The sequence below is a fragment of the Micromonospora sp. R311 genome (assembly GCF_056780015.1).
The window spans coordinates 92,093-108,961 of record NZ_JBSWCE010000005.1 but is presented as its reverse complement, the minus strand read 5'-3'; the positions used below and the strand labels follow the sequence as shown (position 1 = coordinate 108,961).

The window sequence follows — 16,869 nt, the reverse complement described above, 5'->3', positions numbered from 1 at the left end:
TCAATCCCTACTTATCGTCGTCTCGACTCAACTGGTGGCGGTTCCGGCGCCGCAGCGGCGCCGGAACCCGGGTGTTACCAGCGGTAGTGCGCGAAGGCCTTGTTGGACTCGGCCATCTTGTGCGTGTCCTCGCGCCGCTTGACGGCGGCACCGAGGCCGTTGCTCGCGTCCAGCAGCTCGTTCATCAGCCGCTCGACCATGGTCTTCTCGCGCCGGGCGCGGGAGTAGGTGACCAGCCAGCGCAGGCCCAGGGTGGTCGCCCGGGCCGGACGGACCTCGACCGGCACCTGGTAGGTGGCGCCACCGACACGACGGCTGCGCACCTCGAGGGTCGGCTTGACGTTGTCCATCGCCCGCTTCAGGGTGACGACCGGGTCGGTGCCGGACTTCTCGCGGCAGCCCTCGAGGGCCGCGTACACGATGCTCTCGGCGAGCTGGCGCTTGCCGCGCAGCAGGATCTTGTTGACCAACTGGGTGACCAGCGGCGAGTTGTACACCGGGTCAGCGACCAGCGGCCGCCGCGGAGCGGGTCCCTTACGCGGCATGTCAGCTCTTCTCCTTCTTCGCGCCGTAACGGCTGCGCGCCTGCTTGCGGTTACGGACACCCTGGGTGTCCAGCGAACCGCGGACGATCTTGTAACGCACGCCGGGGAGGTCCTTCACCCGGCCGCCGCGGACGAGCACGATCGAGTGCTCCTGCAGGTTGTGGCCGACACCCGGGATGTAGGCGGTCACCTCGATCTGGCTGCTGAGCTTGACACGAGCGACCACGCCGCGCCGCTGAGGGGAACCCTTCAGCGCCGGGGTCTTGGTCTTGCTCGTCTTCGCCTGGCGGCCCTTTCGGACCAGCTGCTGGATCGTGGGCACCGGGTTTCTCCGCTCCCTTCGGCCGCAGTTGTTGCGGCCGCGCCGTCTGCCGTAGCCGACCTGATGATCGACCCTCTTACCTTCCGACCAGGGCCCCGCAGGGAGGTCCCGGCACCCGCGGTCGGGCGTGTCGCCCAGATCACGGTCCCGGTGCGGACGCGCGCGCTCGTACCGGGGTCTGTCACCGGCACACGGCTCTCCGCGCGCCGGGTCTTCTGGCTCTGTCGTGCTGCCGGCCGCTCTCCGGCTCACCGGAACCAGCGCACGCACGAGTTGCCCGGGCTGGCCCGGGCACAAGGGGAAAGAGTACCTACCACAGCCGCGCAGGTCAAAACGGAATGGCTCGCCCGGCCGTGTCACCGCCCGTGGATCGTTCCGTCGTGCCCGCCCGCCCGTGATGGGCACCTACAGACACAAGTGTACCGGCTTCTCCGCGACGCGGCCCGTCGGCCCCGGGTCGGCCGGTCCCACCCGGTGGGCACCACTGCCCCGACACGGACGTCGTCCGCTCGCAAAGCGGTCGCCTACCCCCGATCGGGACGAGTCCGGACACCAGGCCCGGTCGCGCTCAACCACGCCCGCAGCGCCCGGCCGGCGTTGCGCGGTGGCCGGCGCCCGGTCACCGGTCGGCTCAGCCGAACGACAGCAGCACCGCCAGCGCCAGCCCGAGCAGGCTGAGCCCCAGCCCCGACGCGCCGCAACTGATCCCCGCCAGCGCCAGGCCGCGGCCGGTGAAGCGGACGGCGGGCGGCGCCGCCGGACGGCGGATCTGCCGCAGGCCGAGCAGGCCGGCCACCGCCGCGCCCGCTCCGGCCAGCACGCCGAGCACGGTGAACGCGCCGGAGGCCCAGACGCCGCCGGCGGACGCCCCGGCCGCGCCGAAGCAGATGACCAGCACCGAGACTCCGATCGCGGCGATCCCGGCCACCAGCGAGCCCACCGCCAGGCCCGAGGTGACCGGTGGCACGTCGAGGTGCACCACGGCGAACGGCGTGCCGGGCACCGCGTCCACCCGCCGGGGCGGGCGGGGCGTCTCCCGGGACGGCGGGGGCAGGGCCGGCCCGGCGCCCGGCTGAGCGGCCCGACCCGGCGACCCCCACGCGCCGGGGTACGGCTGGCCCGCCGGCGCTGGCCAGCCGGAGACCGGCCGACCGGCCGGGGCACCCCACGGAGTCGCCGACGGCTGACCCGACGGAGACCCCCACGGGCCGCCGGACGGCTGGTCCGCCGGCGATCCCCACGAACTCCCGGACGGTTGACCCGACGCTGCGCCCCACGGGCTGACCGGCGGCTGGCCGGCCGGAGACCCCCACGGGCGCACCGCCGGAGCGCCACCGGCCGGCGGCCGGTCCGGCGCCGGGGCGGCCGCGCCGGGCGGCGGGCCCGCCGGCCACGCCGGCATGGGGGCGTGTTCCGCGGGCGGGGACGACGGCTGCGCCGCCTCCGGGGTGCCCGGCGGCGAGGACGGGGCGGACGGATAGCCGGCGGGCGGGGCCGACGGCGGCGAGGACGGGGCGGACGGATAGCCGGCGGGTGGGGCCGACGGCGGCGCGCCGCCGGGCACGGAATCGGGGCGGGCCCACTCGCTGCCGGTGGCCGGCGCGGCGTCCGCGCCGCCGGGCTGCCCGGGGTCACCGCCCGTGGGGCGCGCCGGTTCCGTCACGAACTCCTCCTGTCGGCCGTCGCCGTCCACCGCCGCGCGACGGACCACGCCAGGCTACCGCCGCGGCCCCGGCCGGCCGCGCCCGGCGGAGCTGTTCCCTCGCCGGCGTCAGTCCACGTTCGGCGCGAAGTCCTGCCCGAAGGGCGCGTCGGCCAGCCGGACCACACCGACCACCACCGCGGCCACCAGGCTGACCGCGACCAGCACCAGGCCCGTCCAGGCCAGCCGCTCCCCCCGGCGCAGCCAGGCCGCGCCGGTGAGGAACCCGCCCGAGGCGTACGCCTCCCGGCGCGCCTGCCGGGCCAGTTGGAGCGCCACCGTGGCCGGCACCACCCCGCCCACGAAGAGGCCGGTGAGCGCGCCGATCAGCCCCAGCGCGAAGACCGCCCTGGCCTTGGTGGCCCGGGCCGGGTCCGGGTCGAGCGGGTGGCGCAGCGGCTGCGGGGCGACGGGCACCTGCCCGGGTGCGGTCGTCATGTCACCATCATGCCCCGGCGACCCGCCACCGGCAGGGCACTCCCCCGGTCCGGACACGACGAGGCCCCCGGCGACTGCCGGGGGCCTCGTACGTTCGTGCGGACTAGCGGTACGACCCGAAGTCGAAGTCGTCCAGCGGGACCGCCTGGCCGCTGGCCGGCCCGAAGCCGTAGTCGGTCTCCGGGTAGCCGGTCATCGAGTAGACCTTGGCCTTCGCCTCCTCGGTCGGCTCGACCCGGACGTTGCGGTACTTGCTGATGCCGGTACCGGCCGGGATGAGCTTACCGATGATCACGTTCTCCTTGAGGCCGATCAGCGAGTCGCTGCGGGCGTGGATCGCCGCGTCCGTCAGCACCCGGGTGGTCTCCTGGAAGGAGGCCGCCGACAGCCAGGAATCCGTGGCCAGCGAAGCCTTGGTGATACCCATCAGCACCGGGCGACCGGCGGCGGGCTCGCCGCCCTCGGAGACGAGTCGGCGGTTCTCCGACTCGAACAGCGCCCGGTCGACCAGCACACCCGGCAGGAACTCGGTCGAGCCGGAGTCGATGACCGTCACCCGCTTGAGCATCTGGCGGATGATGATCTCGATGTGCTTGTCGTGGATGAGCACACCCTGCGAGCGGTAGACCTCCTGGACCTCCTGGGTCAGGTGGACCTGGACCGCGCGCGGGCCGAGGATGCGCAGCAGCTCGTGCGGGTCGATGGTGCCCTCGGTGAGCTTCTCGCCGACCTCGACGTGATCGCCGTCGTGGGCCCGCAGCCGGACCCGCTTGGAGATCTTGTCGTAGACGATCTCGTCGCTGCCGTCGTCCGGCACCACGATGATCTTCCGCGACCGCTCGCCGTCCTCGATCCGGATCCGGCCGGGGGTGTCGGCGATAGGCGCCTTACCCTTCGGGACCCGGGCCTCGAAGATCTCCTGGACACGCGGCAGACCCTGGGTGATGTCCTCACCCGCGACACCACCGGTGTGGAAGGTACGCATCGTCAGCTGCGTACCCGGCTCACCGATCGACTGGGCGGCGATGATGCCGACCGCCTCGCCGACGTCCACGGTCTTGCCGGTCGGCAGCGAGCGGCCGTAGCACGCACCGCAGACGCCCAGCTTCGACTCGCAGGTGAGCACGCTGCGCACCCGGACCGTCTCCACCCCGGCGGCGACGATCTTGTCAACCAGGATCGAGTTGATGTCCGCGCCCCGCTCGGCGACGACGGTGCCGTCCGGCCCCTTGATGTCGTCGGCCAGGGTACGGGCGTGCACGCTGGTCTCCGCGTGCTCGTGCACGATGAGCCGGCCGTCCTCGGTGCGCTGGCCGATCTGCATCGGGATCGCCCGGTCGGTGCCGCAGTCCTCCTCGCGGATGATCACGTCCTGCGAGACGTCCACCAGACGACGGGTCAGGTAACCCGAGTCGGCGGTACGCAGGGCGGTGTCGGCGAGACCCTTGCGGGCACCGTGCGTGGAGATGAAGTACTCCAGCACGGACAGACCCTCCCGGTAGCTGGCCTTGATCGGCCGCGGGATGATCTCACCCTTGGGGTTGGCCACCAGACCACGGATCGCCGCGATCTGCCGGAGCTGGAGCAGGTTACCGCGGGCACCCGAGTTGATCATCTTCCACAGCGGGTTCTCCTGCGGCAGCGCGGTGTCCATCTCCTTGGCGACCTCGTTGGTCGCCTTGGTCCAGATCTCGATGAGCTCGCCGCGGCGCTCCTCGGCGGTCATCAGACCACGCTGGTACTGCTTGTCGATCCGGTCGGCTTCCTTCTCGTACCGCTCCAGGATCTCCGCCTTGCGCGGCGGAGCGATGACGTCCTCCATGCCGATCGTCACGCCGGACCAGGTGGCCCAGTGGAAGCCGGCCTCCTTGAGCCCGTCCAGGGTGGCCGCCAGGGCCACCTTGGGGAAGCGCTCGGCGAGGTCGTTGACGATCGCGGAGAGCTGACCCTTGCGGATCTCGTAGTTCACGAAGCGGTAGCCCTGCGGCAGCGTCTCGTTGAACAGCACCCGGCCGAGGGTGGTCTCCACGGTCAGCGCCTCGCCCTCGACCCAGCCCTCCGGGGCGGTCCACGGCTCGGCACCGGCGCCGTTGTCGACCCCGACCACGCCGCGCAGCCGGATCTTCACCGGAGCCTGCAGGTGCAGCTCGCCGTTGTCGTACGCCATCCGCGCCTCGGCGTCCGAGCTGAACGCCCGGCCCGCACCCTTCTCGTCGGGCGTGAGGTGGGTGAGGTGGTAGAGGCCGATGACCATGTCCTGGGTGGGCATGGTGACCGGCTTGCCGTCGGCCGGCTTGAGGATGTTGTTCGACGACAGCATCAGGATCCGCGCCTCGGCCTGGGCCTCGGCGGACAGCGGCACGTGCACCGCCATCTGGTCACCGTCGAAGTCGGCGTTGAACGCGGTGCAGACCAGCGGGTGGATCTGGATGGCCTTGCCCTCGACCAGCTGCGGCTCGAAGGCCTGGATGCCCAGCCGGTGCAGGGTCGGCGCCCGGTTGAGCAGCACCGGGTGCTCGCCGATGACCTCTTCCAGCACGTCCCACACGACCGGCCGCTGCCGCTCGACCATCCGCTTGGCGGACTTGATGTTCTGCGCGTGGTTGAGGTCGACCAGCCGCTTCATCACGAACGGCTTGAACAGCTCCAGCGCCATCTGCTTGGGCAGGCCGCACTGGTGCAGCTTGAGCTTCGGGCCGACCACGATGACCGAACGGCCGGAGTAGTCGACGCGCTTGCCCAGCAGGTTCTGCCGGAACCGGCCCTGCTTGCCCTTGAGCATGTCGGAGAGCGACTTGAGCGGGCGGTTGCCCGGGCCGGTGACCGGCCGGCCGCGGCGGCCGTTGTCGAACAGCGCGTCGACGGCCTCCTGCAGCATCCGCTTCTCGTTGTTCACGATGATCTCGGGCGCGCCGAGGTCGATCAGCCGCTTGAGCCGGTTGTTCCGGTTGATCACCCGGCGGTACAGGTCGTTCAGGTCGGAGGTCGCGAAGCGACCACCGTCGAGCTGCACCATCGGGCGCAGGTCCGGCGGGATGACCGGGACGCAGTCCAGCACCATGCCGAGCGGCGAGTTGCGGGTGTTGAGGAACGCCGCGACGACCTTGAGCCGCTTGAGCGCGCGGATCTTCCGCTGCCCCTTGCCGGAGCGGATGGTCTCCCGCAGGCTCTCCGCCTCGGCGTCGAGGTCCATGTTCTGGACCAGCGCCTTGATGGCCTCCGCGCCCATGCCGCCGGTGAAGTACTCACCGAACCGGTCCCGCAGCTCGCGGTAGAGCAGCTCGTCGGTGACCAGCTGCTTCGGCTCCAGCTTGCGGAAGGTGTCCAGCACCTCGTCCAGGCGGTCGATCTCGCGCTGGGCCCGGTCGCGGATCTGGCGCATCTCGCGCTCTCCGCCCTCCTTGACCTTGCGCCGGACGTCCGCCTTGGCACCCTCGGCCTCCAGCTCGGCCAGGTCGGCCTCGAGCTTGGCGGCCCGCTTCTCGATCTCCGAGTCGCGGCTGTTCTCGGCCTGCCGCTTCTCGGCCAGGATCTCGTTCTCGATGGTCGAGAGGTCGCGGTGACGCGCCTCGGCGTCCACGCTGGTCACGACGTACGAGGCGAAGTAGATGATCTTCTCGAGATCCTTGGGGGCGAGGTCCAGCAGGTAGCCCAGCCGGCTCGGCACGCCCTTGAAGTACCAGATGTGGGTCACCGGAGCGGCCAGCTCGATGTGCCCCATCCGCTCGCGACGGACCTTGGACCGGGTCACCTCGACGCCGCAGCGCTCGCAGATGATGCCCTTGAACCGGACCCGCTTGTACTTACCGCAGTAGCACTCCCAGTCCCGCTGCGGACCGAAGATCTTCTCGCAGAAGAGCCCGTCCTTTTCCGGCTTCAGGGTGCGGTAGTTGATCGTCTCAGGCTTCTTGACCTCGCCGTGGGACCACTGACGGATGTCGTCGGCGGTGGCGAGGCCGATACGCAGCTCGTCGAAGAAGTTGACGTCGAGCACTATGTCCCCTATGTCGTCGTCTGTACTGCTAGCTAGTGGGTGGGGTCGGGAGCCGGCGAGCCGGCTCCCGACCGCTCACCTCAGACCTCTTCGACCGAGCTCGGCTCGCGCCGGGACAGGTCGATGCCCAGCTCCTCCGCGGCCCGGAACACCTCGTCGTCGGTCTCGCGCATCTCCAGGGCCACACCGTCGCTGGAGAGCACCTCGACGTTGAGGCACAGCGACTGCAGCTCCTTGAGCAGCACCTTGAACGACTCCGGGATGCCCGGCTCGGGGATGTTCTCGCCCTTGACGATGGCCTCGTAGACCTTCACCCGGCCGAGGACGTCGTCGGACTTGATGGTCAGCAGCTCCTGCAGGGCGTAGGCGGCGCCGTACGCCTGCATGGCCCAGCACTCCATCTCACCGAAGCGCTGGCCACCGAACTGCGCCTTACCACCCAGCGGCTGCTGCGTGATCATCGAGTACGGGCCGGTCGACCGGGCGTGGATCTTGTCGTCGACCAGGTGGTTGAGCTTCAGGATGTAGATGTAGCCGACCGCGATCGGGTCCGGCAGCGGCTCGCCGGAGCGGCCGTCGAACAGCTGCGCCTTGCCGCTGGAGCCGATCAGCTGCTTGCCGTCCCGGTTGGGCAGCGTCGACGCGAGCAGACCGGAGATCTCCTCCTCGCGGGCACCGTCGAAGACCGGCGTGGCCACGTTGGTGTCCGGCTCGGACTCGTGCGCGTCGATCGACCGGAGCTGACGCTTCCAGTCCGTGTCGTCACCGTCGACGCTCCAACCGGTCTTGGCCACCCAGCCGAGGTGCGTCTCCAGCACCTGGCCGATGTTCATCCGGCTCGGCACACCCAGCGGGTTGAGCACGATGTCGACCGGGGTGCCGTCCTCCAGGAACGGCATGTCCTCGATAGGCAGGATCTTCGAGATGACGCCCTTGTTGCCGTGGCGGCCGGCGAGCTTGTCACCGTCCTGGATCTTCCGCTTCTGGGCGACGTAGACCCGGACCAGCTCGTTGACGCCCGGCGGCAGCTCGTCGCCGTCCTCGCGGGAGAAGGTACGCACGCCGATGACCGTGCCGGTCTCACCGTGCGGCACCTTCAACGAGGTGTCCCGGACCTCACGCGCCTTCTCACCGAAGATCGCGCGGAGCAGCCGCTCCTCCGGGGTCAGCTCGGTCTCACCCTTGGGCGTGACCTTGCCGACCAGGATGTCGCCGGGGACCACCTCGGCGCCGATCCGGATGATGCCGCGCTCGTCGAGGTCGGCGAGCATCTCCTCGCTGACGTTCGGGATGTCGCGGGTGATCTCCTCCGGACCCAGCTTGGTGTCCCGGGCGTCGACCTCGTGCTCCTCGATGTGGATCGAGGTGAGCACATCCTGCTGCACGAGGCGCTGCGACAGGATGATCGCGTCCTCGTAGTTGTGCCCCTCCCAGGTCATGAACGCCACGAGCAGGTTGCGCCCGAGCGCCATCTCGCCCTCGTCGGTGCACGGACCGTCGGCGATGACCTGGCCGGCCTCGACGCGGTCGCCCTCGAAGACCACCGGCTTCTGGTTGACGCAGGAGCCGGCGTTGGAGCGGCGGAACTTGTGCAGCAGGTACGTCCGGCGGTGGCCGTCGTCCTGGTGGACGGTGATGTAGTCGGCGCAGAGGTCCTCGATGACGCCACCGACCTCGGCGACCACCACGTCACCGGCGTCGACCGCGGCACGGTACTCCATGCCCGTGCCGACCAGCGGCGCCTCGGCCTTGACCAGCGGCACCGCCTGGCGCTGCATGTTCGCGCCCATCAGCGCCCGGTTGGCGTCGTCGTGCTCAAGGAACGGGATCATCGCGGTCGCGACCGAGGTCATCTGCCGCGGCGAGACGTCCATGTAGTCCACGGCCGCCGGCGGGACGTCCTCGGTCTCGCCGCCCTTACGGCGGACCAGGACGCGGTCCTCGGCGAAGGTGCCGTCCGCCTTCAGCGGCGCGTTGGCCTGCGCCTTGACGAAGCGGTCCTCCTCGTCCGCGGTCAGGTAGTCGATCTGGTCGGTGACCCGACCGTCGACGACCTTCCGGTACGGCGTCTCGATGAAGCCGAACGGGTTGACCCGGGCGAAGGTGGACAGCGCGCCGATCAGACCGATGTTCGGGCCTTCCGGCGTCTCGATCGGGCACATCCGGCCGTAGTGGGACGGGTGCACGTCGCGGACCTCGAAGCCGGCCCGCTCCCGGGACAGACCGCCCGGGCCGAGCGCGCTCAGCCGGCGCCGGTGGGTCAGGCCCGCCAGCGGGTTGGTCTGGTCCATGAACTGGGACAGCTGCGAGGTGCCGAAGAACTCCTTGATCGCCGCCACCACCGGGCGGATGTTGATCAGGGTCTGCGGCGTGATCGCCTCGACGTCCTGGGTGGTCATCCGCTCGCGGACGACCCGCTCCATCCGGGACAGGCCCACCCGGACCTGGTTCTGGATGAGCTCGCCCACGGTACGCAGGCGCCGGTTGCCGAAGTGGTCGATGTCGTCGGCCTCGTAGCCCTCCTCACCGGCGTGCAGCCGGCAGAGGTACTCCACGGTGGCGACGATGTCGTCCTCGGTGAGCGTGCCGGTGGTGATCGGCACGTCCAGCTGGAGCTTCTTGTTGAACTTGTAACGACCGACCTTGGCGACGTCGTACCGCTTCGGGTTGAAGAAGAGGTTGTCGAGCAGGGTCTGGGCGTTCTCACGGGTCGGCGGCTCGCCAGGGCGCAGCTTGCGGTAGATGTCGAGCAGCGCCTCGTCCTGGCCGGCGATGTGGTCCTTCTCGAGCGTGGTCATCATCAGCTCGGACCAGCCGAACCGCTCACGGATCTGCTCGGCCGACCATCCGATGGCCTTGAGCAGGACCGTGACGGCCTGCCGGCGCTTGCGGTCGATGCGGACGCCGACCGTGTCGCGCTTGTCGATGTCGAACTCCAGCCAGGCACCCCGGCTCGGGATGACCTTGACGCTGGAGAGGTCGCGGTCGGAGGTCTTGTCCGGCTGCTTGTCGAAGTAGACGCCCGGGGACCGGACGAGCTGGCTGACCACGACGCGCTCGGTGCCGTTGATGATGAAGGTGCCCTTCGGCGTCATCATCGGGAAGTCACCCATGAACACCGTCTGGCTCTTGATCTCGCCGGTGGTGTTGTTGGTGAACTCCGCGGTCACGAAGAGCGGCGCGCAGTAGGTGAGGTCCTTCTCCTTGCACTCCTCGATCGAGGCCTTCACCTCGTCGAAGCGCGGGGCCGAGAAGGAGAGCGACATGGTGCCGGAGAAGTCCTCAATGGGACTGATCTCGTCGAGGATCTCCGCGAGACCCGAGCGTGCGTGCGGGTCGTCCGCCGACCGGCCCTGCCAAGCCTCGTTGCCGACGAGCCAGTCGAAGGACTCGTTCTGGATGGCGAGGAGGTTGGGGACCTCGAGGTGTTCGGTGATCCTGCCGAATGAAACTCGGCGGGGAGCGAAAGCGCTCGACGTACGACTGGTCTTCGCAGGGCGGGAAGCTGCCAAGATGCGTCCTTCCGAGGACCGGTGCTGCAGAACGGCTGGTACGCGTGCACTCCAATGACCCCACCAGAAATATCCGCAAACGGACATTTCCGAGCAGGGGTCAAGTCGGAAGGCAGCGCAAACTAGCAGTGTAGCCGAGAGGCTAACCGCTGTCCAGCCCACCCCGCAGGTCGTCGCGGAACGTGCCTCGGGACCCTGTAACCGGGTCGCACCGGGCCGCTCGGAACGCAACGTTCCCGCCGGGCCGCTCAGGTGCCGCGGCCGATGGTGTCGCCGCTGCCATTACCCAAGTGGTGGCCGTTGCAAGCGCGGAAGGTCTTGCTGGTGTCAGCGTGCCTGGCAGCCCGGTGCCGCGTCAAGGGCCGGTCCCCGGGTCGCGTGTCTTTCCCACCGACGGACTACCGACAGGCGGCGCCGGCCGGTCCGGCGCCGGGCGACGGACGCCCTGCTCACGCCGCTGCCGGCCGGGGCACCAACACGGCGGGCGGCGATCCGTTCCCGGATCACCGCCCGCCGCGACGCGGTGTGCCCCGGCTCACGTGAGCCGGACGCGCGCCTGGTCGTACCTCAGATCACTTGAGGGTGACCTTGGCGCCCTCGCCCTCGAGCTTGGCCTTGGCCTTCTCCGCGGTCTCCTTGTTGGCCTTCTCCAGGACCGGCTTCGGCGCGGCCTCGACCAGGTCCTTGGCCTCCTTGAGGCCCAGGCCGGTCAGCTCGCGCACGACCTTGATGACCTGGATCTTCTTGCCGCCGTCAGCCTCGAGGATGACGTCGAACTCGTCCTTCTCCTCCTCGACCGGGGCGGCGGCACCCGGGGCACCCGGGGCAGCGGCCACCGCGACCGGAGCCGCGGCGGTGACCTCGAAGGTCTCCTCGAACTGCTTCACGAACTCGGAGAGCTCGATCAGCGTCATCTCCTTGAACGCGTCGAGCAGCTCGTCGGTGCTGAGCTTCGCCATGTCTGGCGTCCTTTCCAACTGGATCTACAAAGACTGAACTGGGTACGCCGGGAGGCCTCAGGCCGCCTCGGCGCCCTCCTTCTCGCGCTTGTCCGCCAGGGCGGCCGCCGCACGGGCGGCCTTCGAGAGCGGAGCCTGGAACAGGGCCGCGGCCTTGCTCAGGTTGCCCTTCATCGCGCCGGCCAGCTTGGCCAGCAGCACCTCACGGGACTCCAGGTCGGCGAGCTTCGTGACCTCGGCCGCGGAAATGGCCTTGCCCTCGAAGACACCGCCCTTGATGACGAGCTTCGGGTTGGCCTTCGCGAAGTCGCGAAGCCCCTTCGCCGCCTCGACGACGTCGCCCGAAACGAAAGTCAGCGCGGTAGGACCGGTGAACAGCTCGTCGAGGCCGGAGATGCCCGCGTCCGTCGCGGCACGCTTGGCCAGCGTGTTCTTCGCGACCGTGTAGGTGGTCTCCTTGCCGAGCGAGCGCCGCAGCTGGGTGAGCTGGGAAACCGTCAGACCGCGGTACTCGGTCAGCACCGTGGCACCCGCGTTCCGGAAGCTCTCGGTCAGCTCAGCGACGGCCGTGGCCTTGTCGGCCCGGATCGGCTTGTCCGCCATGTCCCTCCTCTCTCGTTGCTCGAGGCTGGTCACCGTCGGGCAGCGGAGCTGTCGACGGTGGCGGAGGCGACACGACAACGAGAAAAGCCCCGGCGCAGGGCGCACGGGGCGAGGGCCGGCGGGCGCGCACACGGTCGGCGGACCATGCTGCACTGCCGATTTTCGCTTGCCGCCCTGCGCGGGTCGCCCGTCATCGCGGGACCTTCGACCGTGCCGAGGCACGGTGACCAGCGGTCTCTGGGTGGAACTTCGCGGCCAAGGTTACGCGACCCGCCCGGCGACCGCCAAATCGGCCCCCGGTGGCCCGGCTCACTCCCCCGCCCACCCCGCCCCCGGCCGAGCCGGCGCCCGACCGCGGTCAGGATCGGGACCGGTGCCGCCCGGCCCGTCCAGCCCGCGCCGACCGCCGTCAGGGCCGGGACCGGCGCCGCCAGGAGTAGCCGGCGAGGGCGAGCGCGCTCCACGCCGCCGCCCAGCCGGTGAGCGCGGCGCCGGTCGGCAGGGTCAGGTCGCCGGCGACGGCCCGGGCGGTGGCCATCACCGGTGGCGCCAGCCAGGGGGCGACCGAGCCGGTCAGGCCGAGGACGACGGCGCCGACCCCGCCGACCGCCAGCACCGCGACGCCGTACCCGGCGCTGCCCGTACTGGCCCGGCTGGCCAGCGCGCCGAGCGCCACCGCCGCCGGTACGACCAGCAGGTGCACCCAGGCGCCCAGGGTGACGCCCAGCACCACCGACCGGTCCCCCGGCTCGACCGGGCCGGTGACCCCGCCGACCAGCCAGGGGAAGACCAGCGCGACGGCCACCGTGCCGAACGCCGCCACGCTCGCCGCCAGCAGCCCGGCCACCTCCTCGCCCCGGACGCCGGCCAGCACCCGGGCCAGCCGGCGCTGCCCGTCCGGCTCCACGTCCAGCAGCACCTTGGTCTGCCAGGCGAGCACCGGGAAGAGCACCGCCGCCGAGACGCCGTACGCCTCCGCCGGCTGCGCCCGGCCACCGCCGTAGAGGACGCCGAGCGCCACCAGGCCGGCGAGCACCGGGGCGAGCGCCCGGCCGGTCCGCAGGAAGCCGGCCAGCCGCAGCCGGACCAGCGCGATCATCGGACCACCTCGCCCGGCTCGCCAGCCGCCGCTGCCGCCGAACCGGCCGCCGCACCGCCGGGCCGGGCACCGGCCACATCGCGACCATGATCCGTCGACCCGGGCTCGCTGTCGGCCGTCACGGAGCCGGCGGGCGACCCGTCCGGTCCCGGTTCACCGGCCGCCCCGGCGGGTCGTCCGGACCGGGCGGATGCGGCGTCGGGGCGTACCCGCAGGATGTGGTGACCCTCGGCGCGCAACCGGGCGACGGTGCCGGCGACCCGCGCGGCCGGCACCGCGACCTCGACCACCGCCATCCCCGCGGCGGACGACGGCGCCTCCTCGGTGACCGTGCCGTCGGCCACCGTCCAGTGCCGCGCGCCGGGCAGCCGCACGGTCTCCCCTCGGTGGTCGCTGACCAGCACCGACCCGCCCGTGCCGAGCACCTCGTCGATCACCGCCGGGACCAGGTCCCGGGTGGCCGCGTCCAGGCCCTCCCAGGGCTCGTCGAGGACCAGCAGGCCGGGCGGGCGGAGCATCGCCTGGGCCAGGCCGACCTTCTGCGCGGTGCCCTTGGACAACTCCGCCAGCCGGACCGCGCGGAACGCGGCCAGCCCGAGCCGGGAGGTCCAGTCGGTCACCGCCCGGCCGGCGGCCGCGGCGTCGAGGCCGGCGACCCGTGCCATGCCGGTCAGGTAGCGCTCCACGGTGAAGGGCTGGTCGGCGGGAAAGCGCTCCGGGACCCAGCCGACCCGCCGCGGGCGGTCGGTCACCCGACCCCGGACCGGCCGCAGCACCCCGGCCGCGATCTGCAGCAGGGTGGACTTCCCGGCGCCGTTGCGGCCGAGCACCACCACGACCTCACCCGGACCGATCCGCGCATCCACACCCCGCAGCACCCACGGCCCCCGCCGGCGGTACCGCAACCAGACGTTCTCCAGCCGCATGCCGCGAGCCTGCCACAGCCGGACGAACGGCAGGGGCCCCGCCACGAGTCGTGGCGGGGCCCCTGCGCGGGAGTCGTGCTCAGCCCTCGGCCGGGGCCTCGTGGAGGTTCTTCACCAGCTTCGGGTCGACCGGGACACCCGGGCCCATGGTGGTGGTGAGGGTGACCTTCTTGAGGTACGTGCCCTTGGCCGCCGACGGCTTGGCGCGGAGCACCTCGTCGAGGACGGCGGCGTAGTTGTCCACCAGCTGGGTCTCGGAGAACGAGGCCTTGCCGATGATCAGGTGCAGGTTGGAGTGCTTGTCCACCCGGAAGGTGATCTTGCCGCCCTTGATGTCCTGCACCGCCTTGGTGACGTCCATGGTCACCGTGCCGGTCTTCGGGTTCGGCATGAGACCGCGCGGGCCCAGGATCCGCGCGATCCGGCCGATCTTGGCCATCTGGTCCGGCGTGGCGATCGCCGCGTCGAAGTCGAGCCAACCGCCCTGAATCCGGGCGACCAGCTCGTCGGTGCCCACCTCGTCGGCACCCGCCGCGGCGGCCTCTTCGGCCTTCGCGCCGGCGGCGAAGACGATCACGCGGGCGGTCTTACCGGTGCCGTGCGGCAGGTTGACCGTGCCGCGGACCATCTGGTCCGCCTTGCGGGGGTCGACGCCGAGGCGCATGGCGACCTCGACCGTGGCGTCGAACTTGACGTTGGTGGTCTCCTTGGCCAGCTTCACGGCCTCGGCGGGGGTGTAGAGCTTGGACCGGTCGATGACGTCGGCGGCCTTGCGGTAGCTCTTGCTGCGCTGCATGTTCTGGTTACTCCTGTGGTCTCTGGCGGGCCGCGTCACCGCGTGCCCTCCCACGATCCGTTCGGGTCTGTGCTGGCCGACGTCAGTCGTTGACGACGATGCCCATCGACCGGGCGGTGCCGGCGATGATCTTCTCAGCCTGGTCGAGGTCGTTGGCGTTGAGGTCAGCCATCTTCTTCTCGGCGATCTCGCGCAGCTGGGCGCGGGTGACCGAGCCGACCTTGTCCTTCTGCGGGACGCCGGAGCCCTTCTGCACGCCGGCGGCCTTGATCAGCAGGCGGGCGGCGGGCGGGGTCTTCAGCACGAAGGTGAAGGTCCGGTCCTCGTACACGCTGATCTCGGCGGGGACGATGTCGCCCCGCTGGGACTCGGTCTGCGCGTTGTAGGACTTGCAGAACTCCATGATGTTCACGCCGTGCTGGCCGAGCGCGGGGCCGACCGGCGGCGCCGGGGTGGCCTGGCCCGCCGGCAGCTGAAGCGTGAACGTCTTGACGAGCTTCTTCTTCGGAGGCATGTCTCTTCCTGGGGCTTGGAACTGGGATTTTCGCCGGCCTGCGGGCGCGCACGGTCAGCGCGGTGCGGACAGCCGACGTTCTAGGGTAGCGCAGCCGTCCACCACCCTCCCGGCCGAGGTCCGGCGGGCGGCGAGACGACGCACCGGCGGCCGGCCGGGAGGCCCACCGCCGGTGCGGAGGTACGTCAGATCTTGGCGACCTGGTTGAAGTTCAGCTCCACCGGCGTCTCCCGGCCGAAGATCGACACCAGCACCTTGAGCTTCTGCTGGTCGGCGTTGATCTCGCTGATCGTCGCCGGCAGCGAGGCGAAGGCGCCGTCGGTGACGGTGACCGAGTCGCCGACCTCGAAGTCGAGGACCTTGACCTCGGGCTTGGCCTTCTTCTGCTCGGTCTCGACGGCCGGCGCCAGCCACTTGAGCACCTCGTCGAGGGAGAGCGGCGCCGGGCGGTCGGCCCGGTCGGTCGCGCCCACGAAGCCGGTGACCCCCGGCGTGTTGCGCACGCACGAGTAGGACTCGGCCGTCAGCTCCATCCGGACCAGGATGTAGCCCGGGAAGACCTTGGCCTGGACCTGGGACCGCTTGCCGTTCTTGACCTCGACCTCTTCCCGGGTCGGCACCTCGACCTGGTAGATGTAGTCCTCCATGTCGAGGCTGGTGATCCGGGTCTCGAGGTTGGTCTTGACCTTGTTCTCGTAGCCGGCGTACGAGTGCACCACGTACCAGTCACCCGGCGCGTAGCGCAGCTTCTGGCGCAGCTCGGCGACCGGGTCGTAGTCCTCGTCGGGCGCGGGCTCGCTGGTGGGGAACTCCGGCTCGCTGGCGGCCTCGACCGACTCGTCACCAGCCGCCGTCGCGACCGTGGACTGCTCGTCCGCGGGTTCGGCGGTCTCGTCGTACTCAGGCACGCTCGCTCACTTCCGTCACTATCGGCACAGTCAGCCGGTCAGCTGGGGTTGCCGAAGACCCACAGCACGCCCTTGGCGAAGGCGTAGTCCAGGCCGGCCACGATCGTCAGCATCACCGCGACGAAGGCGACCACCACGGCGGTGTAGGTCAGCAGCTCCTTGCGCGTCGGCCAGATGACCTTACGCAGTTCGGCGACGACCTCGCGGATGAATCGGGCGATGCGGCCGAACAGCCCCACCTTGTCGGTCTCGGCCCGGGTCTTCGGCCGGTCGGCCGACTCCGCCTTGGCCCGGGACCGGGTGGCGGTGCCACCGCCCCGGGAAACCGGCTCTTCCGCTTCGGTGGCGTCGTCGTCGGCCACGTCGTCGACGACCTCGTCGTGCAGACGGTCGTCGCCGGCGTCCTCGCCGCGCCGCTTGTTGTCGGCCACTTCGCCCTCCGTGCGGGATGTCGGGTCGCACGCCGTCGGCGTGCGCGGCGTTTGGTCACGCCGGCCGGGCCCAACCGTCCCGCGACGGGCCGCGGCCGGCGGATCGACCGGGGGCCCGAT

14 protein-coding genes are annotated in these 16,869 nt (G+C 70.9%); all 14 read right to left on the bottom strand.

The genetic code is table 11. The features are described from left to right. Positions 1 to 74: 74 nt before the first annotated feature. The 14 genes from rpsG to secE all read right to left on the bottom strand — a co-directional run bounded on the left by rpsG (position 75) and on the right by secE (position 16,749). A complete protein-coding gene (gene rpsG, locus AC1WTP_RS05645; RefSeq protein WP_076466673.1) occupies positions 75 to 545 on the bottom strand; it encodes a 30S ribosomal protein S7 in 471 nt (156 codons plus the stop codon). A gap of 1 nt (position 546) precedes the next feature. Next, on the bottom strand, positions 547 to 867 hold the full coding sequence (gene rpsL, locus AC1WTP_RS05640) for a 30S ribosomal protein S12 (protein ID WP_447134650.1): 321 nt from the start codon (positions 865 to 867) through the stop codon (positions 547 to 549). A 631-nt stretch (positions 868 to 1,498) separates the two neighbouring features. Beyond that, positions 1,499 to 1,879: a hypothetical protein gene (locus AC1WTP_RS05635; protein ID WP_481648185.1), complete on the bottom strand. Its 381-nt coding sequence runs from the start codon at positions 1,877 to 1,879 to the stop codon at positions 1,499 to 1,501. Between the two features lie 759 nt (positions 1,880 to 2,638). Continuing rightward, a complete protein-coding gene (locus AC1WTP_RS05630) occupies positions 2,639 to 3,007 on the bottom strand; it encodes a hypothetical protein (protein ID WP_481648184.1) in 369 nt (122 codons plus the stop codon). Between the two features lie 103 nt (positions 3,008 to 3,110). Beyond that, the gene (locus AC1WTP_RS05625) at positions 3,111 to 7,001 is read right to left on the bottom strand and encodes a DNA-directed RNA polymerase subunit beta' (RefSeq protein ID WP_481648183.1); all 3,891 of its coding nucleotides are present in this window, start codon (positions 6,999 to 7,001) and stop codon (positions 3,111 to 3,113) included. Positions 7,002 to 7,081: 80 nt separating this feature from the next. Next, on the bottom strand, positions 7,082 to 10,513 hold the full coding sequence (gene rpoB / locus AC1WTP_RS05620; RefSeq protein ID WP_481648182.1) for a DNA-directed RNA polymerase subunit beta: 3,432 nt from the start codon (positions 10,511 to 10,513) through the stop codon (positions 7,082 to 7,084). Between the two features lie 572 nt (positions 10,514 to 11,085). Next, positions 11,086 to 11,472: a 50S ribosomal protein L7/L12 gene (gene rplL, locus AC1WTP_RS05615; protein ID WP_363766717.1), complete on the bottom strand. Its 387-nt coding sequence runs from the start codon at positions 11,470 to 11,472 to the stop codon at positions 11,086 to 11,088. 57 nt (positions 11,473 to 11,529) lie between these two features. After that, positions 11,530 to 12,075: a 50S ribosomal protein L10 gene (gene rplJ / locus AC1WTP_RS05610; RefSeq protein WP_481648181.1), complete on the bottom strand. Its 546-nt coding sequence runs from the start codon at positions 12,073 to 12,075 to the stop codon at positions 11,530 to 11,532. 409 nt (positions 12,076 to 12,484) lie between these two features. Continuing rightward, positions 12,485 to 13,174, bottom strand: coding sequence for a hypothetical protein (locus AC1WTP_RS05605; RefSeq protein WP_481648180.1), 690 nt, complete (start codon positions 13,172 to 13,174; stop codon positions 12,485 to 12,487). Next, positions 13,171 to 14,100: an ABC transporter ATP-binding protein gene (locus AC1WTP_RS05600; RefSeq protein ID WP_481648179.1), complete on the bottom strand. Its 930-nt coding sequence runs from the start codon at positions 14,098 to 14,100 to the stop codon at positions 13,171 to 13,173. The genes AC1WTP_RS05605 and AC1WTP_RS05600 overlap by 4 nt, the downstream gene beginning before the upstream one ends. 79 nt (positions 14,101 to 14,179) lie before the next feature. Next, positions 14,180 to 14,896, bottom strand: a complete 717-nt coding sequence (gene rplA, locus AC1WTP_RS05595; RefSeq protein WP_481648178.1) for a 50S ribosomal protein L1 — start codon at positions 14,894 to 14,896, stop codon at positions 14,180 to 14,182. An 82-nt stretch (positions 14,897 to 14,978) separates the two neighbouring features. Next, a complete protein-coding gene (rplK, locus tag AC1WTP_RS05590; protein ID WP_447134642.1) occupies positions 14,979 to 15,410 on the bottom strand; it encodes a 50S ribosomal protein L11 in 432 nt (143 codons plus the stop codon). A gap of 185 nt (positions 15,411 to 15,595) precedes the next feature. Continuing rightward, the gene (gene nusG / locus AC1WTP_RS05585; protein WP_481648177.1) at positions 15,596 to 16,318 is read right to left on the bottom strand and encodes a transcription termination/antitermination protein NusG; all 723 of its coding nucleotides are present in this window, start codon (positions 16,316 to 16,318) and stop codon (positions 15,596 to 15,598) included. 38 nt (positions 16,319 to 16,356) lie between these two features. Then, complete coding sequence (gene secE / locus AC1WTP_RS05580) at positions 16,357 to 16,749, bottom strand: preprotein translocase subunit SecE (RefSeq protein WP_481648176.1); 393 nt, start codon at positions 16,747 to 16,749, stop codon at positions 16,357 to 16,359. Positions 16,750 to 16,869: the final 120 nt, after the last annotated feature.